The organism is Rothia sp. HMSC062F03 (assembly GCF_001836905.1).
In the GTDB taxonomy this organism is placed as follows: Bacteria; Actinomycetota; Actinomycetes; order Actinomycetales; family Micrococcaceae; genus Rothia; species Rothia mucilaginosa_A.
The window spans coordinates 1-22,689 of the sequence record NZ_KV830870.1; the positions used below are offsets into that span (position 1 = coordinate 1).

At 62.1% G+C, this 22,689-nt stretch carries 19 protein-coding genes; 8 read left to right on the top strand and 11 right to left on the bottom strand.

The window, feature by feature from the left end:
* Positions 1–246 precede the first annotated feature (246 nt).
* From HMPREF2674_RS03185 to HMPREF2674_RS03195, 3 genes are all read right to left on the bottom strand, one after another.
* The gene (locus HMPREF2674_RS03185) at positions 247–1,299 is read right to left on the bottom strand and encodes an ornithine cyclodeaminase (RefSeq protein ID WP_049344604.1); all 1,053 of its coding nucleotides are present in this window, start codon (positions 1,297–1,299) and stop codon (positions 247–249) included.
* A gap of 174 nt (positions 1,300–1,473) precedes the next feature.
* Positions 1,474–3,093 (bottom strand): amino acid permease, encoded by a 1,620-nt coding sequence (locus tag HMPREF2674_RS03190; protein WP_070824796.1) that lies wholly within the window; start codon positions 3,091–3,093, stop codon positions 1,474–1,476.
* A gap of 305 nt (positions 3,094–3,398) precedes the next feature.
* Entirely contained in the window at positions 3,399–3,785 is a 387-nt protein-coding gene (locus HMPREF2674_RS03195; protein ID WP_070824797.1) for a cobalamin ABC transporter ATPase, read from the bottom strand.
* Between the two features lie 292 nt (positions 3,786–4,077).
* On the opposite strand from HMPREF2674_RS03195, the gene fbaA reads away from it, so the two are divergent.
* The gene (gene fbaA, locus HMPREF2674_RS03200; protein ID WP_049332351.1) at positions 4,078–5,106 is read left to right on the top strand and encodes a class II fructose-bisphosphate aldolase; all 1,029 of its coding nucleotides are present in this window, start codon (positions 4,078–4,080) and stop codon (positions 5,104–5,106) included.
* 159 nt (positions 5,107–5,265) lie between these two features.
* Here the strand turns inward: fbaA and HMPREF2674_RS03205 are convergent, their stop codons facing one another.
* Positions 5,266–5,847, bottom strand: a complete 582-nt coding sequence (locus tag HMPREF2674_RS03205; protein ID WP_070680885.1) for an arsenic metallochaperone ArsD family protein — start codon at positions 5,845–5,847, stop codon at positions 5,266–5,268.
* Between the two features lie 335 nt (positions 5,848–6,182).
* On the opposite strand from HMPREF2674_RS03205, the gene HMPREF2674_RS03210 reads away from it, so the two are divergent.
* The 3 genes from HMPREF2674_RS03210 to HMPREF2674_RS03220 all read left to right on the top strand — a co-directional run bounded on the left by HMPREF2674_RS03210 (position 6,183) and on the right by HMPREF2674_RS03220 (position 10,708).
* Positions 6,183–6,695 carry a PTS sugar transporter subunit IIA gene (locus tag HMPREF2674_RS03210; protein ID WP_049332355.1) on the top strand — a complete coding sequence of 171 codons (513 nt, stop codon included), beginning with the start codon at positions 6,183–6,185 and terminating at the stop codon, positions 6,693–6,695.
* A gap of 370 nt (positions 6,696–7,065) precedes the next feature.
* Positions 7,066–8,670 (top strand): glycerophosphodiester phosphodiesterase, encoded by a 1,605-nt coding sequence (locus HMPREF2674_RS03215; protein WP_246826161.1) that lies wholly within the window; start codon positions 7,066–7,068, stop codon positions 8,668–8,670.
* A gap of 370 nt (positions 8,671–9,040) precedes the next feature.
* The gene (locus tag HMPREF2674_RS03220; protein ID WP_070824798.1) at positions 9,041–10,708 is read left to right on the top strand and encodes an NAD-dependent succinate-semialdehyde dehydrogenase; all 1,668 of its coding nucleotides are present in this window, start codon (positions 9,041–9,043) and stop codon (positions 10,706–10,708) included.
* Positions 10,709–10,845: 137 nt separating this feature from the next.
* On the opposite strand, the gene HMPREF2674_RS03225 is transcribed toward HMPREF2674_RS03220, so the two are convergent.
* Together HMPREF2674_RS03225 and HMPREF2674_RS03230 are read right to left on the bottom strand one after the other, a co-directional pair.
* The gene (locus HMPREF2674_RS03225; protein ID WP_070824799.1) at positions 10,846–11,955 is read right to left on the bottom strand and encodes a sucrase ferredoxin; all 1,110 of its coding nucleotides are present in this window, start codon (positions 11,953–11,955) and stop codon (positions 10,846–10,848) included.
* 113 nt (positions 11,956–12,068) lie between these two features.
* Positions 12,069–12,692, bottom strand: a complete 624-nt coding sequence (locus HMPREF2674_RS03230) for a TetR/AcrR family transcriptional regulator (protein WP_070824800.1) — start codon at positions 12,690–12,692, stop codon at positions 12,069–12,071.
* Positions 12,693–12,850: 158 nt separating this feature from the next.
* On the opposite strand from HMPREF2674_RS03230, the gene HMPREF2674_RS03235 reads away from it, so the two are divergent.
* Positions 12,851–14,002, top strand: a complete 1,152-nt coding sequence (locus HMPREF2674_RS03235) for an ABC transporter permease (RefSeq protein ID WP_246826162.1) — start codon at positions 12,851–12,853, stop codon at positions 14,000–14,002.
* Between the two features lie 127 nt (positions 14,003–14,129).
* Here the strand turns inward: HMPREF2674_RS03235 and HMPREF2674_RS03240 are convergent, their stop codons facing one another.
* On the bottom strand, positions 14,130–14,957 hold the full coding sequence (locus HMPREF2674_RS03240) for a UDP pyrophosphate synthase (protein ID WP_070824802.1): 828 nt from the start codon (positions 14,955–14,957) through the stop codon (positions 14,130–14,132).
* A 344-nt stretch (positions 14,958–15,301) separates the two neighbouring features.
* On the opposite strand from HMPREF2674_RS03240, the gene HMPREF2674_RS03245 reads away from it, so the two are divergent.
* The 3 genes from HMPREF2674_RS03245 to HMPREF2674_RS03255 all read left to right on the top strand — a co-directional run bounded on the left by HMPREF2674_RS03245 (position 15,302) and on the right by HMPREF2674_RS03255 (position 18,111).
* A complete protein-coding gene (locus HMPREF2674_RS03245; RefSeq protein ID WP_049332365.1) occupies positions 15,302–15,694 on the top strand; it encodes an RNA-binding S4 domain-containing protein in 393 nt (130 codons plus the stop codon).
* A gap of 86 nt (positions 15,695–15,780) precedes the next feature.
* Positions 15,781–17,274 carry an MATE family efflux transporter gene (locus HMPREF2674_RS03250; RefSeq protein WP_070824803.1) on the top strand — a complete coding sequence of 498 codons (1,494 nt, stop codon included), beginning with the start codon at positions 15,781–15,783 and terminating at the stop codon, positions 17,272–17,274.
* A gap of 180 nt (positions 17,275–17,454) precedes the next feature.
* Positions 17,455–18,111: an NAD(P)H-dependent oxidoreductase gene (locus HMPREF2674_RS03255; RefSeq protein ID WP_049332370.1), complete on the top strand. Its 657-nt coding sequence runs from the start codon at positions 17,455–17,457 to the stop codon at positions 18,109–18,111.
* A gap of 299 nt (positions 18,112–18,410) precedes the next feature.
* Here HMPREF2674_RS03255 and HMPREF2674_RS03260 read toward each other — a convergent pair whose 3' ends face one another.
* From HMPREF2674_RS03260 to HMPREF2674_RS03275, 4 genes are all read right to left on the bottom strand, one after another.
* Complete coding sequence (locus HMPREF2674_RS03260; protein WP_070824804.1) at positions 18,411–20,921, bottom strand: heavy metal translocating P-type ATPase; 2,511 nt, start codon at positions 20,919–20,921, stop codon at positions 18,411–18,413.
* A 145-nt stretch (positions 20,922–21,066) separates the two neighbouring features.
* Positions 21,067–21,453, bottom strand: coding sequence for a hypothetical protein (locus tag HMPREF2674_RS03265; RefSeq protein WP_049347478.1), 387 nt, complete (start codon positions 21,451–21,453; stop codon positions 21,067–21,069).
* A gap of 75 nt (positions 21,454–21,528) precedes the next feature.
* Positions 21,529–21,744 carry a heavy-metal-associated domain-containing protein gene (locus HMPREF2674_RS03270; RefSeq protein ID WP_070824805.1) on the bottom strand — a complete coding sequence of 72 codons (216 nt, stop codon included), beginning with the start codon at positions 21,742–21,744 and terminating at the stop codon, positions 21,529–21,531.
* Between the two features lie 65 nt (positions 21,745–21,809).
* On the bottom strand, positions 21,810–22,235 hold the full coding sequence (locus HMPREF2674_RS03275; protein WP_049347475.1) for a metal-sensitive transcriptional regulator: 426 nt from the start codon (positions 22,233–22,235) through the stop codon (positions 21,810–21,812).
* Between the last annotated feature and the right edge of the window lie 454 nt (positions 22,236–22,689).

Below are 22,689 nucleotides of genomic sequence, written 5' to 3' on the forward strand. Positions count from 1 at the left end.
GCGCGTGAAATTATCGCCACCCGCCAGTAGCCGCACCCGCTGAATGGCAGAACGGGCGAACCAGCCGCAGATTGCGCACAAGTTGCCCACAAGAAAATCCGCGCACAAGAAAATTTCACAAGAAGGAGCCGGGGAGTGTCACCACTCCCCGGCTCCCGCTGTATCCACTCTCAACCTCGCAGCCTACGCCGGCGCACCTACAGGCCCGCCAGCTCAAGGCCGCTCAGCGTCAGGTTGCTTAGCCTTTTAGCCCACCGGAACGTTAACGTTCACCAGCGAGTACAGATCCTTCGGATCATCCGGGCTAGCAACCAGGTCAATGAACTGCTGCAGGTCGGTGTCCTGCGTAGCCGCACGGGCATAACGCAGACCCGAGAAGTCAGAAATCGCGAAGCCCACCGAATCAAACAGGGTAATCTGCTCATCCGACACACGGCCCGGCTCCTCACCGGTCAGAACCTTCCAGAACTCCACCACCGGGAAGTCCGGGTCCTTCTGCTGAATCTCGCCCTCAATGCGGGTCTGCGGCGGGAACTCAACAAAAACGGTGGAACGGTCCAGAATTTCGCTTTCCAGCTCAGTCTTGCCGGGGCAGTCGCCACCAATAGCGTTCAGGTGCACGCCGGGCTTCACCTGGCGGTCCAGCAGAACCTTCGCCTGCTGCTTATCGGCGGTGCAGGTGGTAATAATGTCGGCACCCTCAACAGCCTCGTCCACGTCCTTAGCCAGGTGGATGCGGAAGCCCAGCGGCTCCAGGTTGCGGCGGAACTTCTCCATCGCGTGCGGATCAACGTCGTAGACGGACAGGTCCTCAATGCCGAGCACAGCGCGCATACCCAGCGCCTGGAACTCAGACTGCGAGCCGGTACCGATCATCGCCATCTTCTTCGAATCCTTGCGTGCCAGGTGCTTAGCAACCATGGCGGACACGCCGGCGGTACGCAGCGCGGTCAGTAGGGTCATCTCAGCCAGGAACACGGGGTAGCCGTTATCCACGTCAGCGAGCAGACCGAACGCGGTCACGGTCTGGAAGCCGCGTGCCGGGTTCGACGGGTGACCGTTCACGTACTTGAAGGAGTAGGTGATGTTGTCGGAGGTGGGCATCAGCTCAATCACACCGAAGGGGGTGTGGGAGGCGACGCGCGGGATCTTGTCGAAGCTCTGCCACTTCTTGAAGTCTTCTTCGAGGAAGTCGACCATGCCGGCAATGATGTTGCCTACGCCGTCCTTCTGAATCCACTTTGCCATCGAGGCGACGTCAACAAATTCCACCGCGTGTGCGCTAGGACGTTCAGTCATGATTTTCTCCTTTGAATAATTATGCTGCAAACAATGCGTTGGCAGTGAGTGCGTTTAGCGCGGATATTAGCAATAATTATGCCAAAAATATTCCAGAACACACTCTTACAAAATGTATTTTGTGTTTTTGGTGCGTGCACGGTGAGCTAAGCACCGTGCACGCGGGCGGGTGGGTTAGGGCTTGTCGTGGTGGCCCTTATGGGCGGTGCCGTGGTCTTCATCGTCGGCAAATTCGTCGAGCGCGATGTGGGTGTGCGGCTCCGAAACGAGCTTCTTCACCACGGGGCGGGCAGCAATCACGGGCACGGAACCGGTGTAGCCTTCACGGACGCGAGCAATCTCGTTGACGCGGTCACGAACCGTGTACCAGCCGATAATCAGCAGCGGGATAACCACCAGCAGCGATGCCAGGGTGTAGGTACCCACCGGGTAATCCAGCGCCATCAGCACAATCACAATCGCGAGGAACACCATCACGGCCCAGTCACTGAAGCGACCGCCGGGTGCGCGGTACTTGGGGCGCTTGTACTTGCCCTCACCGACCAGCTTCAGGTACTTCTGATGCGACATTGCGATAGCCGCCCAGCTGGCCATGGTGCCCACGGATGCGATGTTCAGCACGACCTCGAACGCCTGCTCGGGAACGAAGAAGTTCAGCACAACACCGAAGAGGCCAATCACGCCGGTCAGCAGAATACCTGCCACCGGAACGCCGGAGCGGGACACCTTGGTGGTGAACTTCGGTGCCGAACCTGCAACACCCATCGAGTGGAGAATACGGCCGGTGGAGTACAGGCCAGCGTTCAGCGAGGAAGCAGCCGCGGTAATAACGACCAGCTGCATAATCGGTGCGGTACCGTCAATGCCGATAGCATCGAAGAAGGTTACGAACGGCGACTCTGCATCCTTGTATGCGGTGTAGGGCATGAGCAGGCAGAGTAGAACCACGGAACCAACGTAGAAGATCGCAATACGCCAGATCACGGTGTTGATAGCGCGGGGGATAACCTTCTCAACGTTCTTGGTTTCACCACTGGTGGTGCCGACCAGCTCAATACCGGCGTAGGCGAACACAACGCCCTGAACCACGATAAGAGCGGGAAGAATACCGTTGGGGAAGAAGCCGTCATTGGCTGCAATAAGGCTCAGGCCGGGGGTGACGCCGTTGATGGGTTCACCGAAGACCAGGTACCAGATACCTACCGCCATGAAGGACAGCAGGGCAAGGATTTTAATGAGTGCGAACCAGAATTCCAGCTCACCGAAGAGCTTCACGGAGATAAGGTTCAAGGCAACGGTGATGACAACGACGATGAATGCGCTGAGCCACTGGGGAATATCTGCGAAGAACTGGTTGTATCGACCGAACCAGCTGATGTAGATAGCGATTGCGGTGGCGTCTGCAACGGCGGTCATTGCCCAGTTCAGCCAGTACAGCCATCCGGAGACGAATGCGGCCTTTTCGCCGTAGAATTCGCGGGTGTACGAGACGAAGGAGCCCGAGGAGGGGCGGTGAAGAATCAGCTCGCCGAGGGCTCGAAGGATCAGGTAGCCGAAGAAGCCGATGACGGCGTAGATGACGGCGAGCATGGGGCCTGCGTCCTGCAGGCGGCTACCGGTGCCCAGGAACAGGCCGGTACCGATAGCGGAACCGATGGCGATCATCTGGAGCTGGCGTGCGCCGAGCCCCTTGTGGAAGCCTTCCTGCTCGTGTGCGAACGGGTCATCTGTGGGGGGCTTAGTGTACTGATCCGCTGCAGAAGTCTGCGGGTTCTTGTTCGGCGAGGTGCTCACGCTATACCTCCTTGGATAGTTACGTCTGAAGCACGTGCTACACGAAATGTGGTTGGGAACACGTCTGCGGGTTATAACGACTATAGCACGGTAATTTAGGTAATATAACTCGCATCACGTAACAATTTATATACATATAATGCATATCTTATGAATATATTTGGTTCATGTTGTATTGTGTGGTTTTCATTGTTTTGTGAAATAGGTTAATTGAACCCCGAGTCCAAAAAATCAATTACCCCACCACCGCACAGCACAAGAGCACCCACAGCGGGGTGCTCTCACAACCTATTCAAAACGGGGACTTAGCCCTCCATCAGCCGGTCAATCTTCGCCCGCAGCGCGCGCTCGCGGCGGTTCAACCACCACCAGCTCGGCCAGTGCAGGAACGAACGGCGACCCACCTGCACGACCGAGGGTAGCTTTGCCTTGGCCAGCGCCTCGTCAATCTGCGGGTCCTCCGCACCCTCGGCGCGCATCCGCTCGATAAGCGCCAGGGACTTGGCGACATCGCCGTGACCCATCACATGGCGGCTCTTACGCTCCAGAACCTCATCCAACTGCGCGCGCACCGGAGCAATAGCGGCGGCGTTCGGGTGCTCACGTTCAGCGCGACGCTGCGCCTGACGAGCCCGTTTTTCGCGGTTAAGCTCGCGCCGCTTCGCGCTATTTTTTGCCTTTGATGCGCCCATGAGAGTCCCTTTCGGTGCCGCAATATCGTGTGCGTTATCCCCGTAGCGGGTCGGGCTGGTGATTGAACCGCGGGCCGAACCCCACTCGAGGCATTAGGTCATTAATACCTCTACTTTACCGCGTAATTCCGCGGAATCTCCGGCCCAGCAAACCCCAAAAAACCCCACAAAAAGATAGAGCTTCTTAGTTATGCCTTGGTAAAATAGTGCGAGTAGGAGGCGCCTCGCGCGCCAACAAAATGGTGAACCGGTCCACTAGGTGTCCGGTCGCATCTATCCAAGGAGTCAGCATATGGCTATTGCAACCCCCGAAGTCTACGCAGAAATGCTGCAGCGTGCGAAGGAACAGGGCTTCGCATACCCCGCAGTGAACGTGACCTCCTCGCAGACCCTGAACGCCGCAATCCGCGGCTTCGCAGAGGCCGGTTCGGACGGTATCATCCAGGCATCCACCGGTGGTGCAGCATACTGGTCCGGCGCTTCCAAGAAGGATATGGTCGTTGGCTCCCTGGCCTTCGCAGCCTACGCACGCGAGGTTGCTAAGCAGTACGACGTGAACATTGCACTGCACACCGACCACTGCCCCAAGGACAAGCTGGAGGGCTTCGTTCTGCCCCTGCTGGCAGAGTCCGAGAAGGCTGTCGCCCGCGGTGAGGACCCCATCTTCAACTCCCACATGTGGGACGGTTCCGCAATCGACCTGGACGAGAACCTGAAGATCGCATCCGAGCTGATCGAGCGTACCTCCAAGGCAAAGATTGTGCTCGAGGTTGAGATCGGCGCCGTCGGTGGCGAGGAAGACGGCGTTGAAGGCGCTATCGACGACTCCCTGTACACCACCGTTGCAGACGCCATCAAGACCGTTGAGGCCATCGGCCTGGGCGAGAAGGGCACCTACATGGCAGCCCTGACCTTCGGTAACGTTCACGGCGTGTACAAGCCGGGTAACGTGCACCTGCGCCCCGAGCTGCTCAAGGAAATCCAGACCGAGGTCGGCGCCAAGTACGGCAAGGGTGACAAGCCCTTCTACCTGGTGTTCCACGGTGGCTCCGGCTCCACCGAGCAGGAGATTGCAGACGCAGTGTCCTACGGTGTTATCAAGATGAACATCGACACCGACACCCAGTACGCCTTCACCCGCCCCGTTGCCGGCCACATGTTCAGCAACTACGACGGTGTGCTGAAGGTTGACGGCGAGGTCGGCAACAAGAAGACCTACGACCCCCGCGTTTGGGGTGCCGCTGCTGAGGCAGGCATGGCCGCTCGCGTGGTCGAGGCTTGCCAGCAGCTCGGCTCCGTCGGTACCTCCCTGAACAAGTAAGGTACCGCGCGCCTAGCGCAGCCGCAGAGCAAAGAGCGGTGCCCGCCTCCTCTTCACGAGGGGCGGGCACCGCTCTTTTAAATCTCGGGTGAGGGTCGGTCGGGGCCGACGCTCGCGCCGGGGCTCAGCTGGGCGGGGTTGACCCGCCGCCGCGGTCGACTAGTGGCCGCCGCAGCCGCAACCACCGCATCCGCAGCCGCCAGACTTGACGGCCACCGAGCCGGAGGCGGGAATACCGTCGCCGGTGTCGCCGCCCATGAGGTTCACGCGGTTGCCGATGTCCGGGCCGCCCACCGGTTGGGCGGTCTTGCCGGCCAGGGTGGCCGCAAAACCGGCGGGCTCGGCCAGGGGGCTGAGGTTCGGCACCATGGAGGAGCCGGTCGGGCCGCACGCCGCGGCGGCCGCGTTCGCCTTCGGCTGCGACACCATGTGCGCGCGGGAGAAGCGCTTGATCTGCTCTGCGGTCGGGTAGGTGAAGGACACCTTCACCTCGCCGTTGACGAGCATGAGCGGCAGCACCTCGCGGCCGTTCATCTCAATCTGCTCGGCCACCGGGGCGCACTCCTCAAATGCAGAGGGGTACGAATCGGTGGAGTACACCTCAATCTCAACGCCCGAATCCAGGGCTTCCTGAGCTGCCCCCAGGAAGACGGAGCGCTCCATGTCCTGCGGGTCCTCCGGGTTCTCGCCCGGGCCGGGGATAAATACTTCAAGAACGGTCTCGGTTGCCGTTTCAGTCATCGTGTAGCCTTCTTACTCTCTCGGCGCTCGCCTGTTCGCGGCGCCGGTTCTTCCCTAAGTGTACTCGCGCGCTACCCGCGCATTGAAGCGAGGCTAAAATGCCAGATTTGCGGAATATTTGCAGAAATTCGCTGAAACCGATTACGGTTCATATGTAGCGGCCCCGGGTGCGGTATTCTGAGTTCATATGCACCGGAGTGTCTAGAGCGGCTTCCCTCAACTGGCCTCCCCGGGAGCCCCGGTGCGGAATCCATCAGGCAATGACGCCGCATCCGTCGCGGACGAGCCTGCGCTACGAAAAATACGCTACCCCTAGCGCTAGAGAAGGAGCACATATGTTTGGTTTCGGCAAGAAGAAGAAGGAAGCCGCCGCACAGGAAGCCGCATCCGCAGACGTCTACGTCGCACCCGTCACCGGCGAGTACCTGCCGCTGAGCGAAGTTTCCGACCCGGTCTTCTCCCAGGGCGTCATGGGTGACGGCTACGCCGTGAACCCCACCGCAGGTACCATCGTTGCCCCCGTCGCGGGCACCATCGCCCTGATTCAGGACACCCTGCACGCCTTCATGCTCCGCACCGACAACGGCGGTGAGGTGCTCGTGCACATCGGTATCGACACCGTTGAGCTCGGCGGCGAGGGCTTCACCAAGATTGCAAACGTGGGCGACAAGGTGGAGGCAGGCGCCCCCATTATCGAGGTGGACTGGGCAGCCATCGAGGGTCGTATCCCCTCCAAGGAAACCATGGTGATGATTACCAACACCGCCAAGTTCAACATCTCGAAGGACTCCGAGGCACGCCGCCCCGTCAACGCCGGTGACCGCGTGGCCCAGGCTACCAAGAAGTAATCGAGGCCCCTACGTTGGGTGAAGGCCTCGTGCAGTGACCGCACGAAAGGCCGCGTTCTGCAGGCTCGCACGAGTCTAGAACGCGGCCTTTTTCGTTATTCGAGAAATTTTTTAACGACCCCGAGGTGTTAAACCCGAAAAGCGGCGGAAAAGGTGAAACGCCCAACCGCCCCTTGCGCCGAGAGTAAAAAGGAGGTGTGCATAATACCCCAGAATCCCTAAATACCCGTGAAGAAACGATAAAAAATCGTTATTCTACTTAGAGTTACAGTTTGAGTTGAGAGATTCCGGCATCTCAGCTATAAACGGAAACTTTGAACCCAACCACACACATAACGCTCAACTCACTACAGAAAAAAGGACCACTACGGTGACCGTACTCTCGAACACCACCAAGAAGATGAGCCGCCGCGGCTTCCTCGGTGCCTCCGCACTCGTGCCCGCAGCCCTCGCGCTGCAGACCGGTGAGGCCCACGCAGCCGCCAACACGACCGCACAGCTTGCCGCCGTGCGCAGCGGATCCCCCGCGCACCAGCTGCTGTACAAGACCGATGAATTCTTCATCGCACACCGCGGCGCGGGCAACATCAGCCCCGAGCACACCGCCTACGCCTACGCCGAGTCCGTACGCCGCGGCGCCCTGGCCGTCGAAATTTCCGTGCGCACCACCCGCGACGGCAAATTTGTCTGCATGCACGACGCCAGCATCAAGCGCACCACCGGCGCCAACCTGGTCGTCCGCGATACCAACCTCGACGAGCTACGCCGCCACCGGGTCGACATGCGTGAAAACCTGGGCGATAACATCGGCCTGTACGACATCCCCACCCTCGAAGAGGCCATCGAAGCCATCAACAACGTGCCCGAAGGCGGCGAATACGCCTCCATCGGCGGCAAGAAGGTTGTGCTCTTCATCGAGGCGAAGGACGGCCCGGCACAGCAGGGCCTGCTCAAGTTCATCACCGACCGCGGCCTGCAGCGTCGCACCGTCATCAAGATGTACCGCGACGGCAGCGGCGGCTTCAACCCCACTTCTCGCTACCTCAAGCTCGTGAACGCCGCGGGCTGCGGCACCTGGTGCTACTTCGACGGCGGCGACCCCATCGACAAGATTTCCGCTATGGCCCGCCACAAGAACGTGGACGCCCTCGGCGTGCCCTTCTACGAGAAGCCCACCGGCGCGGGCTACGGCTCCATGAGCGAGGACGCCGTGCGCACCCTCACGGGCCTTGGCAAGGCTGTCATCGTGTGGGAGGTCCACCGCCGCTCCGTCTACGAAAACTACAAGGCGCTCGGTGTGAAGGGCTTCATGTGCCCCGACCCCTACTGGGTGATCGGCGACCCCTTCGACTCCAGCGTGAAGATTAACACCGGCCGTCGCCAGCACGGCATCCTGCCGGCCGACCCCTCCACCGCGGCCGACATGCCCGAACTGAACGGCAAGGCCATCGTGCACCGCCAGCGTTACGACGAGTCCGTGCTGCTCGGCCCCCTGTCTAACTTCACCACCCGCGATAAGTACACCCTCGACTTCTCCATGAAGTGGACCGGTGCACTGCCGAAGCAGCAGAGCCACTACGGCTACGTCGCCTTCGGCCGCCAGCACGATGGCGCCTTCGGCATCGGCAAGAAGTTCGCAGCAAACCAGGATGACGGCACCTACCTGCTCGCGGTGCGCCCCTCGTACCAGGGCGGCTCGGTCGCGCAGATTCTCTGTTTCGCCCCCGGCCACCCCACCCCGCGCGTGCTGCACACCATGAAGCTGCGTCAGAAGGTCACCACCGGTCAGGCGCTGAACTGCAAGATCGTGGTGAACAAGAACAGCTTCTACTACACGATCAACGGCCAGTACTCCAGCCCGATTAACCACAGCGCCTACCGCGGCCCGTACGTGCACTTCGGCCGCTTCCACGGCACTAACGATGGTGGTCCTCTGGAGCTGACCCGCATCGAGGCACGCCAGTCCTGGGTTTGAGAGCGCAGGTGGGCTTAAACCACCGCCGAGTACCCCGCCACTCGCGGCTCACCACCGCGGAGAGCGAGGCGCAGGGCTTCGCGGATGCACACCGAGCATCCCTTCCGGGCTAGGCCTCCCATAACCCCCAGTTGCTCGCGTACCGAGCGGGAATTCACCCCGAAGGGGGCTGCATCCGTGGCGGATGCGGCCCCCTTCGGCGTGCTCGGGCGGGTTGGTCGAGTGGGGGAGAGGGGCATCGGCGGCGCGCGAGGGCACCCCGTGCGCGTTTTGGGGCGAGTAGCGGGCCGCGGGGTAGGGGAGAGGGCGGGACTAGAATTAAAAGCGTCAGAGTCGACCGCACCGGCCGCCCCAACCCGAAAGGCACGCCATGACCACCTCACCCGAAAGCTCCGCTGCCGAAAGCACTACTTCCGAAAAGCCCGCCGCGAAATCAGCCCAGCTGCGAGGCCGCGCCGAACCGCACATGCAAAGCATCAACATGCCTCAGCGTGAACCCATCGACCCCTACGAACGGCCCTCCTACCCCTTCTTCTACGTGCCCACCGACCTGCTCATCGGCGGCACCTGGGTCACCGGTGACAACGGCTCCTTCCCCGTGCACAACCCCTCCTGTGGCCAAATCCTCGCGCACGTCGCCGACGCCAGCATCGAACAGGGCATCGAAGCACTCGACGCCGCCTGCGACGCCCGCACCTCATGGGCGGCAACCAGCCCCCGCGAACGCGCCGACATCCTCAACCGCGCCTACACGCTCATGACGCAGCGCACCGAGGTCATCGCCCGGCTCATGACCCTCGAAATGGGCAAGCCCCTCGACCAGTCCCGCGGCGAAGTCGCCTACGCCGCGAACTACCTGCGTTGGTACGCCGAAGAAGCCGCCCGCAACTTCGGCCGCACCGCGGTCGCCCCCGAATCCGGCCTGCAGATCACCACCGTGCGCCGCCCCGTGGGCCCCTGCCTGCTCATCACCCCCTGGAACTTCCCGCTCGCCATGGCGGCACGCAAGGTCGCCCCGGCGCTCGCGGCGGGTTGTACCGCGGTGCTCAAGCCCGCCTCCCTGACTCCGCTCAGCTCCCTGTACTTCGCGTCCCTGATGCGTGAGGCGGGCCTGCCGGACGGCGTGCTGAACGTGGTGACCACCTCCCGTACCAGCGAGGTTGTCTCCGCGCTGATGGCTGATGAGCGCCTGCGGAAGGTCTCGTTCACCGGCTCCACCGACGTGGGCCGCACCCTGCTCGCGCAGGCTTCGCAGAACGTTCTGCGCACCTCCATGGAGCTGGGTGGCAACGCCCCGTTCATCGTCTTTGAGGACGCGGACATCCCCGCCGCTGTGGAGGGTGCCTACGCGGCGAAGATGAGGAATATGGGCGAGGCCTGCACCGCCGCCAACCGATTCATTGTGCACGAGGACGTGGCAGAAGAGTTCACGCGCGCCTTCGTGGAACGTATGGAGGCGACCGTCGTGGGTGACGGAGCCGTCGACGGAACCGAATGTGGGCCGCTAATTCAACCTTCAGCGGTTGAATCCATGCTTTTTATGGTGGAAGACGCCCTGGGCAAGGGCGCGCTCCTCGCCTGCGGCGGAGACATTCCCGAGCTGGAGGAGAACGTTCCGAGCGATACCGGCGGCATGCCCAAGAACCTGAACAAGGGCAACTTCATCAACCCCACCGTGCTGACCGGCGTGACCGATTCGATGCGCGTGTGGCGTGAAGAAATCTTCGGCCCCGTCGCCCCGATTGCTACGTTCGGCGGCTACGGCGAGGAAGGCGAACGCACCGCGCTGAAGCTCGCCAACGACACCGAGTACGGCCTGGCGGCGTACGTGTACACGAGCAACCATCCGCGCTTTACGCGCATGGCGGCGGGTCTGGAGTTCGGCCTGATCGGTTACAACTCCGGCGTTATCTCGAACGCTGCGGCACCCTTTGGAGGCGTGAAGCAGTCCGGTATGGGTCGCGAGGGCGGCCCCGAGGGACTGGAGGAGTACACCGAGCTGCAGTACATCGGCGCGCCGAACCCGTTCGCCGGATAGGCGAGCGGCCGTCGGGTTGGTGGTTGCTATATCCGGCGTGTAGCTGGGCGCAGAGAGTCCTGGATACAGCGAAGCCCCGGCGGGCACCCGAGAAGGTGCCCGCCGGGGCTTCGCGCTATCTAAGTCATGCGCGGGTTTTAGAGCTGATGCAATGCGAGCAGTTCGCGGCTGAAAGCATCTGCGGGACCCTTGCCGCACGAGTTGGGGCGCGGCTCAAGGGCGACCCGCTCGAAGAAGGTGACCCAGGTGCGTCCGTCGGTGTGGGAGGTGAGTGCCGCCTCCAGGGTGGGGTGCTCGGCGGTTTCTACCGCGGGGTCGATGTCCGCCTCGCGGAGTGTACTCAGTGCCTCCATTGCCGACGTTTCACGTGAAACCAAACCTCCAGAGGTTACTTCTTCGCCCTTTTTCTCCAGTTCGAGGCGTACGGCGACCTCCGCCGCCTGCTCCACCGGAGTATCCGTGCTGCGGCCTCGCAGGCCGTGCAGCGACGGAATGGAACGACCCGCCAGCGACAGGTACGCCGCCAGCGCCGAAGGCTCTGAGAGGCGACCGTAGGTGTAGCCGGTGGGTAGCATAATGCCAACCGGGGCAAAGCGGTGACCACCCGTGTGCGAGCACTCCCATACCGCATTACCCGGCAGGATATCCGCCAGGTGCGCCGCAATGGGGCGACCGCGCAGGGCACAGCAGCGGTCGCGCTTGGAATGGGTGCACACGAGAATGGCGGGGGAGTCCATGAGCTCCGCGTCGGTCGCCTGAATCAACTCCTGGGGGTTGCCCAGAGGTAGGTCGAGGAGCTGTTCGGGGGTGCTCACGCTGAACGAGTAGAGCTTCTCCTCACCCGGGGTGCAGAGCGCGTAGAGCACCCGGTGGGTCGGGTTGCCGGATGCATCCGGCGTGCCGTGCAGTACGCGGCCCTCCCTGCCCGCCTGGCGGATCAGCAGGAACTTCAAACCCGCCTGTGAGACTGCCTCGCCCAACGCCTCCGAAAGCTCCTCGTCGAGGGCGGAGCCGTCCAGCACGTCGCGGCCCCACTGGCCCACGTGTTCGAGTGCCAGCCAGGCGGTGGCGCGTCCGGCGGTGCCGCCGAGAGCCTCGTCGTCGTAGAGGGAGCAGGAGTCTGCCGGGATGCTTGTGGCGCGGGTGCGTGAGGATAGCTCATCGGCGTGTGCGGCACGCAGGTTGTTCAGCTCGGCGGGGTTGGTGGCGCGCGGCTCGGGGGTTGCGGGGGTGCAGGATTCAGTCATGGTTCCTTGATTCTACGCCTGCAGGATGTGAATGACCTATGTTGCCCCTGCACGGTCTAAATGCTGAAAGACAACCGCTCAAGGGTGATTTTTGGGGACTATTGGGCGGTCAACTACTCAGGAAGAAGTGCTGAGGCGACGCGGTAGAGGCGGTCCTTTTCCTCGGGGGCGCCGAAGAAGGAGCGGAGCATGTACCCCTGAAGGATCATCATGAAGGCGTCCGCGGTATCGCGGGCGTAGTCGGTGATGAGCGCCTCCTGTTCGGGGGTGCGCTGCGCCGGATCGGGGTTGATCTCGTGCAGAACGCTCAGCTGTTCAGTTGCCCAGGGGGTAAGGGTCTTGACGATGATGCCCTGCAATCGGGGCATGATGTCCGCGGTTGCCCTGGCGATTTCGGGCGCGTGGAGCGATTCAAGGCGGATGCGCAGCATGGCGGTGAAGTTCTCGTTCACCAGCAGGTTGGTGTAGATGATTTCGAGAATGTCCTGGGGTCCGGCACCTCCCGGGAAAGTGTCGTAGAGCTCCTTGACGCTGTTGAGACGCTCGTTGATGGCACTGATGAGGATGTCTTCTTTGCCGGAGAAGTGCGAGTAGATAGACCCGGAGGACAGCCCGGAGGCTTTGATGATGTCGCTCATGGAGGTGTTGGTGTAGCCCTTTTCGAGGAAGCAGCTAATGGCGGCTTCGATGATTTGGGCTCGGCGTGCGGCTTTGGTGGCGTCTGTTAGTCGGGGCATGGTTCCAGTCTAGGGAGTGGGACTAAAGAACGCGTAAACACAACACCGATTCTTTTTGTGACCTTGTAAACAAAATGGCTATTTCGTTTGCGCTTGGTAAAAACCGAGAGTAGAGTTCTAGCTCGTAAACGAAATAAACATTTTGTTTGGAGATTGTCATGAACAACGAAACTACCACCGCAGTCACCGCAGAAGCAGTGACCACAGCAGCCCCCGAGCGCTCCTCCTGGCTCAAGGTCATCAGCACCTCCGTACTAGCATCCTTGGTGGTAGCACTCGTCGTCCTAGCTTTCACCTGGCCCACCAAGACCATGGAGGCAAAGAACCTGCCCGTCTCTATCGCAGGCCCCGAGGTGACCGTCAGCCAGTTTGAACAGTCCCTCAAAGATAAGGGCATTGAGACCTTTGAGCTGAAGCAGGCATCCTCCCGCGAAGAGGCTGAACAGCAAATCAAGCAGCGCGAAACCTACGGCGCAATTATCTTCACCGAAGGCGCTGCTCCCGAGGTGCTGACCGCCCCCGCCGCCAACACCGCATCAACCCAGATGCTCAACGGTGTTGCCACCCAGCTGAACGCGCAGATTCAGCAGAAGGCACTCGCCGCTAAGACGGAAGCCCTCACCCAGGCGGTGCAGGCGGGAGGCGAGCAGGGTGCGCAGGCTGCCGCCCAGCTGGAGCAGATGAAGGTGCAGTCCGAGCAGGCATCCGCAATGGCGGTGAAGACCACCGCAGTGGTGCCCCTGAGCGAGAGTGACTCCTCCGGTACCGGTCTGGCTATTGCCGCATTCCCCCTGGTCATGGGTGGAATCATCGGCGGCATGCTTTCCTTGACCCTGATTAACGGCACCTGGCGCCGCTTCGCCACCGCAACCCTGTACGCGGTCATCGGTGGCGCACTGACCGCCCTGATTCTGAGCACCTGGTTCGGTTTCATTCCCGGTGATTTCGCAACCCTGTGGGCAGCGTTCGGCGCCACCTACCTTGCCACCGCATCCTTCATGATTGGCTTCGGTAGCCTGCTCGTCCCCGCCGCAGGCCTGGGCCTGGGCGCCGTCGTCACCATGTTCATCGGCAACCCGATTTCCGGTGCAAGCATGCCGAGCGCGTTCCTGCCCGGTGTGTGGGGTCAGATTGGTCAGATGTTCGTGCCGGGTGCTTCCTCGACTCTGCTGCGTTCGATTGCGTACTTCCCGGAGGTTGCAACGAGCGACCAGTGGCTGGTGCTTGGTTCCTGGATTGCGTTCGGTCTGCTGACCGGCGTGATTGGCTGGGCTCTCAAGGAGCGCCGCACCGCAACGGTGGAGGCATAAGCGCCGCGGGTTAGACCGCCGGTACAACGTAGCCGACGCAATATAGCCGGTGCAACGTAAGAAGGGTGTGTGCCGCGTTCACTGAACACGGCACACACCCTTTCGGCATACCGACTGCTATTCGCTGTTACTGGTTGTCGAGGACGTACTGTTTGAACTGCTCGTCCCGGCGTTTGAATTCTTTGAGCTCATTCTCCAGAGCAGCCTGGTTCTTGGCGACGAGCGGCTTCTGGTACTGTGCCTCCAGGTCGTAGAGTTTCTGCGAACGGCCTACATCCTGATTGCACTGCGCCTGGATAGTGGCGATTCGAATTTCTTCCTCGGAGACGACGGTGCTTCGAGGGAGGGCCTTTTCTTCCTTGACGGTCATCTCACTATCGGGGGTGAGGCCCTTGTCCTTGACGCATCGCTTCCACTCGTCGTCGAGGGATTTTTTGAGCTGTCGATCGCCTGCGGCGTTTCGAGCGTCGGTCTCCACACGCCTATACGTGGCGGAGCCGAATGGTATCTCTCCAATTTGCTTCATCTCATCGCTGGCGCGCTGATAGCATTCGGTGCTGACATCCTTCCCAGGGTCGGAGGAGGGTGCAGGGGCGGAGAGGTCCAGCGTATTCGAGTCTTCGCTCTTGTGGAGGCCGTACTTTTGGGCGTACTCAACGTTCCAGATTCCGTAGGTCCTGCCGAAGTTCCTGCCGGCCCCCTCGGTGCGGACAAACATCTTGTAGTGCTGCCCGTGTTCGGCAAAGCACTTTTTGCGGGCGAGCTCAAGGGCTTTGGTAAAGTATTCGTCCTTGCCGTCGGTGTTGTAAGCGTCCAGGGGTAGGATTACCTGGTCATTTTCTACGTCGAAAATCGCGCGGGCACTTTCGTCCTTCTCCAGAGAAGGGCCGAAGGAGCAAGAGGACAGCACAGTGCTGATGAGGGCAGCCGCCATAAGCTTTTTCAAAGCTGACATGGTGTATATCCAATCTGTTACGGGGAGCCCGTGGCGTCGCGGCCACCCCCCCCGTAGACCACGCGAACTTGGTGGCCTTGAGAACACTTCTTGAGAAGGTGACTTAACAATACCCCTAGTGGAGGCTAGTTTGCCCCCAATAGGCTGATGCGTGCAATAGAAAATTTTCTGCCGCATGGCGGGTTCGGTGCCGGCTGCGGAGCGGTTCGGTAAAACCATGGTGGAACCCCGCCGAAACCCCGGCAAAAATACGGTGGAATCACTGCGAAAACTGTGGAGAGACAGGACGCGCAGGCGGGCGCACCTGATTTGGTGCCCCGCCCGCCTCGCGCCACAATGAACACATGACCGCAGAAGACACCAACACACTAACCAGCGCCAGGCTCGACCTCTGGCTCTGGTCAGTGCGCATCTTTAAAACCCGCTCCCTCGCCGCCGACGAATGTAAAGGTGGCCATGTGCGCGTCAACGACGCCCCCGCCAAACCCTCCCAAAAACTCAAAAAAGGCGACGTGGTGCGCGTGCGCTACCCCGGCTGGGAACGCGTCTTCAAAGTCGAAAAACTCCTCGTCAAACGCGTAGGCGCCCCCATCGCCGTCACCTGCTACGAAGACCTTTCCGGCCCGCGCCCCGCCTACCTCTCCATGCCCCCGGTCGCCAAACGCGAACGAGGCAGCGGCCGCCCCACCAAGAAGGAACGCCGCGCCCTCGACGAACTACGCGGCCGAGGCGCCTAACCGCCCATCTCGCACACCTATCTCGCAGAGTGCACCCCGCCCCGCGCGCACGCACCCGCCGCCGCGGCGGGGAGTAGCCTAGAAGGATGAGCACACAGAAGCACCCTATTGCTGAACCCAGCGGCACTGCACCCAGTAGCACCGCGTCTGGTGGCACCGAACCCGGCGCGCCCGCGAAGAATACCGCGAATACCGCCGCGAGCCCCAGCACCAATGCCGGTACCAACACCGCCGAGCCTTCGCTGAACCGACGCATCCTCGCGCTCGCCGTACCCGCCTTCGGTGCGCTCATCGCCGAACCCATCTTCGTGCTCACCGACTCCGCCCTTATCGGCCAGCTCGGCAAAGCGGAGCTCGCGGGCATGAGCATCGCCGCCACGCTCGTCACCACGGTCGTGGGCCTCATGAACTTCCTCGCTTACTCCGCCACGCCCGCCGTGGCGCGCGCCTTCGGCGAGAAGAACCTGCGCCGCGCCTGGCAGATTGGCGTGGACGGCGTGTGGGTCGCCTTCGGCCTCGGCATGCTCCTCATGATCGCCGGATACGCCTTCGCAGACCCGCTGCTGCGCGGCCTCGGCGCGACCGACGAAACCATGAGCTACGCCCTCGACTACCTGCACCATTCGCTGTGGGGTATTCCGCCGATGATGATTATCCTCGCGCAGGTCGGCACGCTCCGCGGGCTGCAAGACACCGTCACCCCGCTCAAAGTCGCCACGGTCGGCACGCTCGTGAACATTGCGCTGAACTGGCTGCTCATCTACCCGGTCGGCTGGGGTGTCGCCGGTTCGGCGACCGGCACCTCCCTCACCCAGTGGGGCATGGCTGCCGCGCTCGGGGCGGTCATGATGCGCGGCACCCGCGAGCACGCCGTCCGCTGGGCGCCCGATGTAGCCGGCATGCGTTCGGTGCTGTCGCTTGGCTCCTGGCTCATGCTGCGCACCCTGTCCATGCGCATCGCCTCCCTGCTGACCGTGTTCGTCGTGGCGCGATTCGGCACCGAACACACCGCCGCCTACCAGCTCGGCATGGGCGTATTTAACCTCTTCCTCTACGCCCTGGACTCCCTTGCCATCGCCGCCCAGGCGCTACTCGGCAAGGAACTCGGCGAACGCAACCTCAACGTAGAATCCGAGCGCGTGAAGGTGCGCCAGTTGAAAAACCGGCTGCTTCGCATGAGCCTCATCTACGGCGTTATCACCGGCCTAATCTGCCCTCTCATCGGCTTCTTCGGCTCCTGGCTGTTCACTAAGGATGCGCAGGTGGCGTTCCTCTTCACCATCGCCACCGTTATCATTGCCCTCGGCCAGCCCATCGCCGCCTACGTGTTCACCCTGGACGGCATCCTCATGGGCGCGCAGGACGTGAAATACCTGGCAATCGGCTGCTTCATCATGCTCGTCATGTACGTGCCCGTCATGCTCGGCCTGCACTGGGCTGTCGGCGCCGGCACCATGGATGCGCTCGCCGGGTATTGCGGCTTGTGGGCGGCGTATATTCTGTACTTCCAAGGAATCCGCGCGGTCATTTTTGGTCGCCGCGCCTCCTCGGATGTGTGGATGAAAGCCGGCGCAGAATAGGGGGTAGGTAGCAGGCTGAGCGGCGGCTGGAACAGGCCTGTTGGGGTGGCTCCCCGGCGCTCGCGCATATTTTCTGCGGAGTATTTCCTGCGGGCGTAACTCGCCACATTTCGTACCGCCCGCACCCTCCGCGGGTGTAGCATGACAGGGTAATGAAACCCTCATGCAAAGGATGAAACCGTGACCGTAACCCGCGAAGAAGCCCTCGAAATTTTCGCCCGCCGCCGCGCAACCCGCGCCTACGACCCCGACCGCCGCATCAGCGACGAAGACTTCGCCGCAATCCTCGAATTTGCGCGCCTGTCGCCCAGCTCCGTCGGCACCGAGCCGTGGAAGTTCCTGGTCATCCAGGACCCCGAACTGCGCGAAAAGCTCAAGCCGATCGCCTGGGGCATGGCGGGCGCCCTCGACGACGCAAGCCACCTGGTTGTTCTGCTGGCGAAGAAGGGCCTGCGCTACGACACCCCGTGGATGCGCCGCACCCTCGAAAGCCGCAACCTCACCGAGGAGCAGATGGAGGCCGCACTCGAGCGCTACGGCAACTTCCAGAAGAACGACATGAAGGTCCTGGAAAGCGACCGCGCGCTCTTCGACTGGGCATCCAAGCAGACCTACATCGCCCTGGGCAACATGATGACCGGCGCCGCAATGCTCGGCATCGACTCCTGCCCCATTGAGGGTATGAACTACGAGGCAGTGAACGAGCTGCTCACTTCTGCCGGCCTGTTCGACCCGGAGGAGTACGGCGTGTCCGTGGCTGTGACCTTCGGTTACCGTGCCCGCGAGATTGCCCCGAAGAGCCGCCGCTCCATCGAGGACCTGGTCACCTGGGCCTAATGTTTTTGCCGGGCTCTCGGCGAGGTTTTCTTGCCGGATTTTTAGGCTCGGGCTGTTGAGCTTGGGCTTTCGGGTAGGGCGTTTGAGCTAGGTGTTCGCGCTAGGTGTTCAAGCCGCCGCCCGTGAAAACTAAACATAAAGAAATGCACCGCCTTTACACGGGCGGTGCATTTCTTTATATCTTTTACCGTACAAAAAGCACGGTGAGATGTGCTTTTGAAATTTTCGTTCAGGCTATTGAGAGCTAATGTTCGGACAATTTCGCGCTATACGCTCAGGCAATTTCTCGCCATATTCCGCTACTTCCTAAACGCCGTCAGACGCATAGAATTCAGCACCACAAACACCGAACTAAACGCCATTGCCGCACCCGCAATCATCGGGTTCAGCAGGCCCGCCACAGCGACCGGAACAGCCACCGAATTGTAGGCGAACGCCCAGAACAGGTTCGACTTGATGGTGCGCAGCGTAGCGCGGGAGAGGCGTAGCGCCGTCACCACCGAGGCGACATCCGAGCGGGTCAGCACGATATCGGCGGCCTCCGCGGCAACGTCCGTGCCCGAGCCCATCGCAATGCCCAGCTCGGCAAGAGCCAGCGCCGGGGCGTCATTCACGCCGTCGCCGACCATTGCCACGCGGTGACCGGCCTCCTGTAGCTGGCGCACCACCTGCGACTTACCCTCGGGGGTCACGCCGGCGTACACGTTATCGGCCGAAATGCCGACCTGCGAGGCGACCGCCTGCGCAACCTGCGGGGCGTCACCGGTGAGCAGGATGGGCTCCAGGCCGAGCTCACGCAGCTGCGTCATGGTTTCTGCTGCCTCCGGCTTGGGGGTATCGGCAACCGAAATCATGCCGACCGGCAGCGGGGCGGGAGCGTCTTCTGCGGCTTCGTTATTCGGCATCTCGCCGCGGGCGACAACCACGGTCGTCAGACCCGCCCGGCGGGCCTGATCCAGCAGGGCCAACTGGGCCTCGCTCAGCTGCGCACCGGCCGCCTGCAGGTACTCGGGAGTACCCACCACAACCAGCTGGGGGGCGCCGCTCTCGGCGCCTTCACCCGCGCCGCTCAGCACGCCGCGCACGCCTCCGGGGACACCCTCAAAGCCGCTCACGCTGGGTGCTGAAGCGCCCTCAGCCAGCACGCCCTGCTCACGGGCAAAACCGGCAATCGCGCGGGCAATCGGGTGCTCGCTCAGCGCCTCCACGGCGGCGGCATCACGCAAAACAGACAGGGAACGTTCGCTCTTGGAATCTGCAGAATCCGGCGAAATACCGGACAAGTCACCCGCCGACTCGTAGTCGCCAAACGTGCCGTAGAACGCCACGGACATCTCGCCGGTCGTCACGGTACCGGTCTTATCCAGTACCACGCGATCAACCGTGCTCGTCGCCTCCAGTACCTGCGCATTACGAATCAAAATGCCCAGCTGCCAGCCGCGACCCGTACCCGCCAGCAGAGCCGTCGGGGTCGCCAAACCCAGGGCGCACGGGCACGCCACCACCAGGACCGACACCGCCGCGTTGAACGCCGCCGCACCGTCACCGGAAATCAGCCACCAGCCGATCAGAGTCAGCGCCGAAATCGTCAAAATCACCGGCACGAACACGGCAGAAACACGGTCCGCCAGGCGGGCAATCGGAGCCTTCGTCTCCTGGGCGCTCGCCACCAGCTCACCCATTTTCGCCAGGGTCGTCTCGGTGCCCACGCGGGTGGCGCGCACCGTCAACGAACCCGAAGTGTTCACCGTGGCACCCGTGACCGTATCGCCCGGATGCACCTCCACCGGCACAGACTCGCCGGTCAGCAGGGACGCATCCACCGCGGAGGTACCCTCGACCACCACGCCGTCCGTGGCAATCTTCTCGCCCGGGCGCACCAGGAACAGGTCATCCGGCATGAGGTCCTCCACCGGAACCTGCACCTGCTTGGTCACGCCCTGCTTATCGGTGCGCAGCAGGGTCGCCTCCTTCGCGCCCATGCTCAGCAGGGTGCGCAGCGCATCCGAGGAGCGGTGGCGGGTGCGGTGCTCAATTGCGCGGCCAATCAGCAGGAACAGCGTCACCATGGACGCCGAATCGAAGTACAGCGGCGCATGGTGGCCGGTAAACATCGACCAGAAGCTGCCGCCCGCATGGTGCACGTGCGCCGTCAACGCCGGGTTTATGAGCAGCTGCGCCAGCGAATAGAAGTACGCCACGACCACGCCGAGGGACACGAGCGTATCCATCGTGGAGGAGCCGTGACGGGCATTGATGAGCGCGGCGCGGTGGAACGGCGCGGCGCACCAGAACGCGACCGGCGCGGTCAGAATCGCCACGACCCAGCCCCAGTTCGGGAACTGGAACGCCGGGAACATGGAAATCAGGAAGATGGGCACACCCAGAATCGTCGCGTAGATAATGCGGTCGGTGAAGCCGCCCTTCATGCTCGGGGTGGTGTGCTGACCGCCGCCGTCGGATGCGCTCGCATCAGTCGCGGCGCCCACGCGCGGGCCGTTTTTGAGGTGCGCCTTGTAGCCGGCGTTGTTGATGGTCTCAACAATCTGCTCGTCGCTCACGCCCTCGGGTACGATGACGCGCGCGGACTCCAGCGGCAGGTTCACCGCCGGGTCAACACCGGGGATTTTGCGGAGCTTACGCTCCACGCGGCCCACGCAGGATGCACAGGTCATGCCCTGAATATCCACGTGGATAATTCGGGTTGACTCCGTTGATTTTGCGGTCGTTCCGGCAGGATTAAAAAGAGAGCGCTCACTCTGTGATGAGGGCTCACGGGTGATTAGTGAAGGCTGTGTAGAAGACACAATACTTCCTCAAAACTCAAAAACGGGAGGGTAGAAAAAGGCACACACCAAGCCGGGGGAAGGGCCCCGAAGGACCCCGCCCCGGACGGTGTATGGTGCAGTATCAGGGCGCACCGTCGAGGGTGCGCGAGGGAAAAATCAACGCGGCTTAGTGGTCGCCGGGTAGCCCATCCGGGCGGGTCGTGTGCGGGCGAACACCGGTCACCTTCGCGCCTCGATCGGAGACGCCGTACGCGCGTTTCACAGCGGCCCGCGGGAACGGCGAAGCGTTCGCCTTCTCGCGAGCCTTCAGACCCTGCTCGTGCTCGGCGGAACGCTTATTCGCGCTCGTGCCGCTGCGTCGCGCGGCGCCGGTCGCGTCTTCACGCGCCGTATATTCGGGGCTCTGCTTGACCCAGGAATCGACCAGGGCGGGGTCCAGGCTCATCTGCCGGGCGACGCGGGCAATCGCGTCGCGCAGGTGCATGTTTTCGACGCCGACGAGGGTGCGAACCGCGCCGACGACCATTGCGATGTAGTTAGCCGGGTATGCCATGGTGACTCCTGGGTGTGGGTTGCTATGTCTAGCGTACCGGTTTGAGTTGTCCCGGGGCTGTTGTGTGGCGGTCGATTAGACGGCGGGGGTGAAGCCAGCCTCCACAATAGCGTCTGCAACAGCCTGGGTGTTGAGGGTGCCCTCGTGCTCAATGGTGACGGTGGAGATGCCGTCCTTGACGACGTCCACGGTCACGCCGGTCACGCCGGGAACTTCGCTGACCTCTTCGCTGACGCTCATAGCGCAGTGGTTGCAGGTCAGGCCGGTTGCCTTAACGGTGGTGGTGCTCATGATGAGTTTCCTTTCGGTTGTGGGGTTGAAAACTTGGGGCCGCGGGGCGTTTAGGGGTGGCGCGTTTAGCTGCGCATGAGGCGGGAGATGGCGGCGGTTGCCTCTTTGACCTTGGCCTCTGCGATGGTCGGGTCGCCGGTGCGTTCGGATTCGACGGCGGCGCCGGTCACGCAGTGGCCGATGTGCTCTTCGAGCAGGTTTAGGGAGACGGCGTGGAGCGCCTTGGAGACCGCGGCAACCTGGGTGAGGATGTCGATGCAGTACTTATCTTCGTCGACCATGCGGGCGATGCCGCGAACCTGCCCTTCGATGCGGCGCAGGCGCTTGAGGTGCGCCTCTTTGTTGGAAGCGTAACCGTGCTGGGTTTCGGGCGCCTCGCCGCCGCAGCATGCGCCGGTGTGCGCCTCGGTGGGCTCCTCAGTGGGGGCGCCGGATGCGGTGCTGACCTGGGCGGATGTGCTGTGGCAGCACTGGTTGCTAGTGGTTTCCATGGCTTAAGTGTATACCCTAGGGGGGTATCCCGCAAGGGGGTGTTACGGATTGTTACGCGGTGAGGGTTTTCATGCCGAGACTTTTTACGCCGAGAATTTTCGCTATGGGGCTGTAACCCGTGCAGAATTTGTCCATGGTTTAGCGTCTTCTGCCATGGTTTTTAACTACGACTAAAGACACTAACCTATGGCACAATTTTTCGGCACGGCACGGTAAAACAAAAACGGCCCCGGACGCACATGCATCCGGGGCCGCCTGCTGCGGTTATTTATATATTGGGTCAGAGTTGGTTTACATGTCGGGCCAGTCGCGGTGCAGTGAATACTCTGTGTCCCCGTCACCGTTATCGTTGAGGTGCCAACGCTGACCGGTACGGATATCGGCCTTGCGCAGACGCGGGTTCGGGTTATCCTTTTTACCCATGGTGGGGTCGTTCTTGCAGCCCCAACGAGT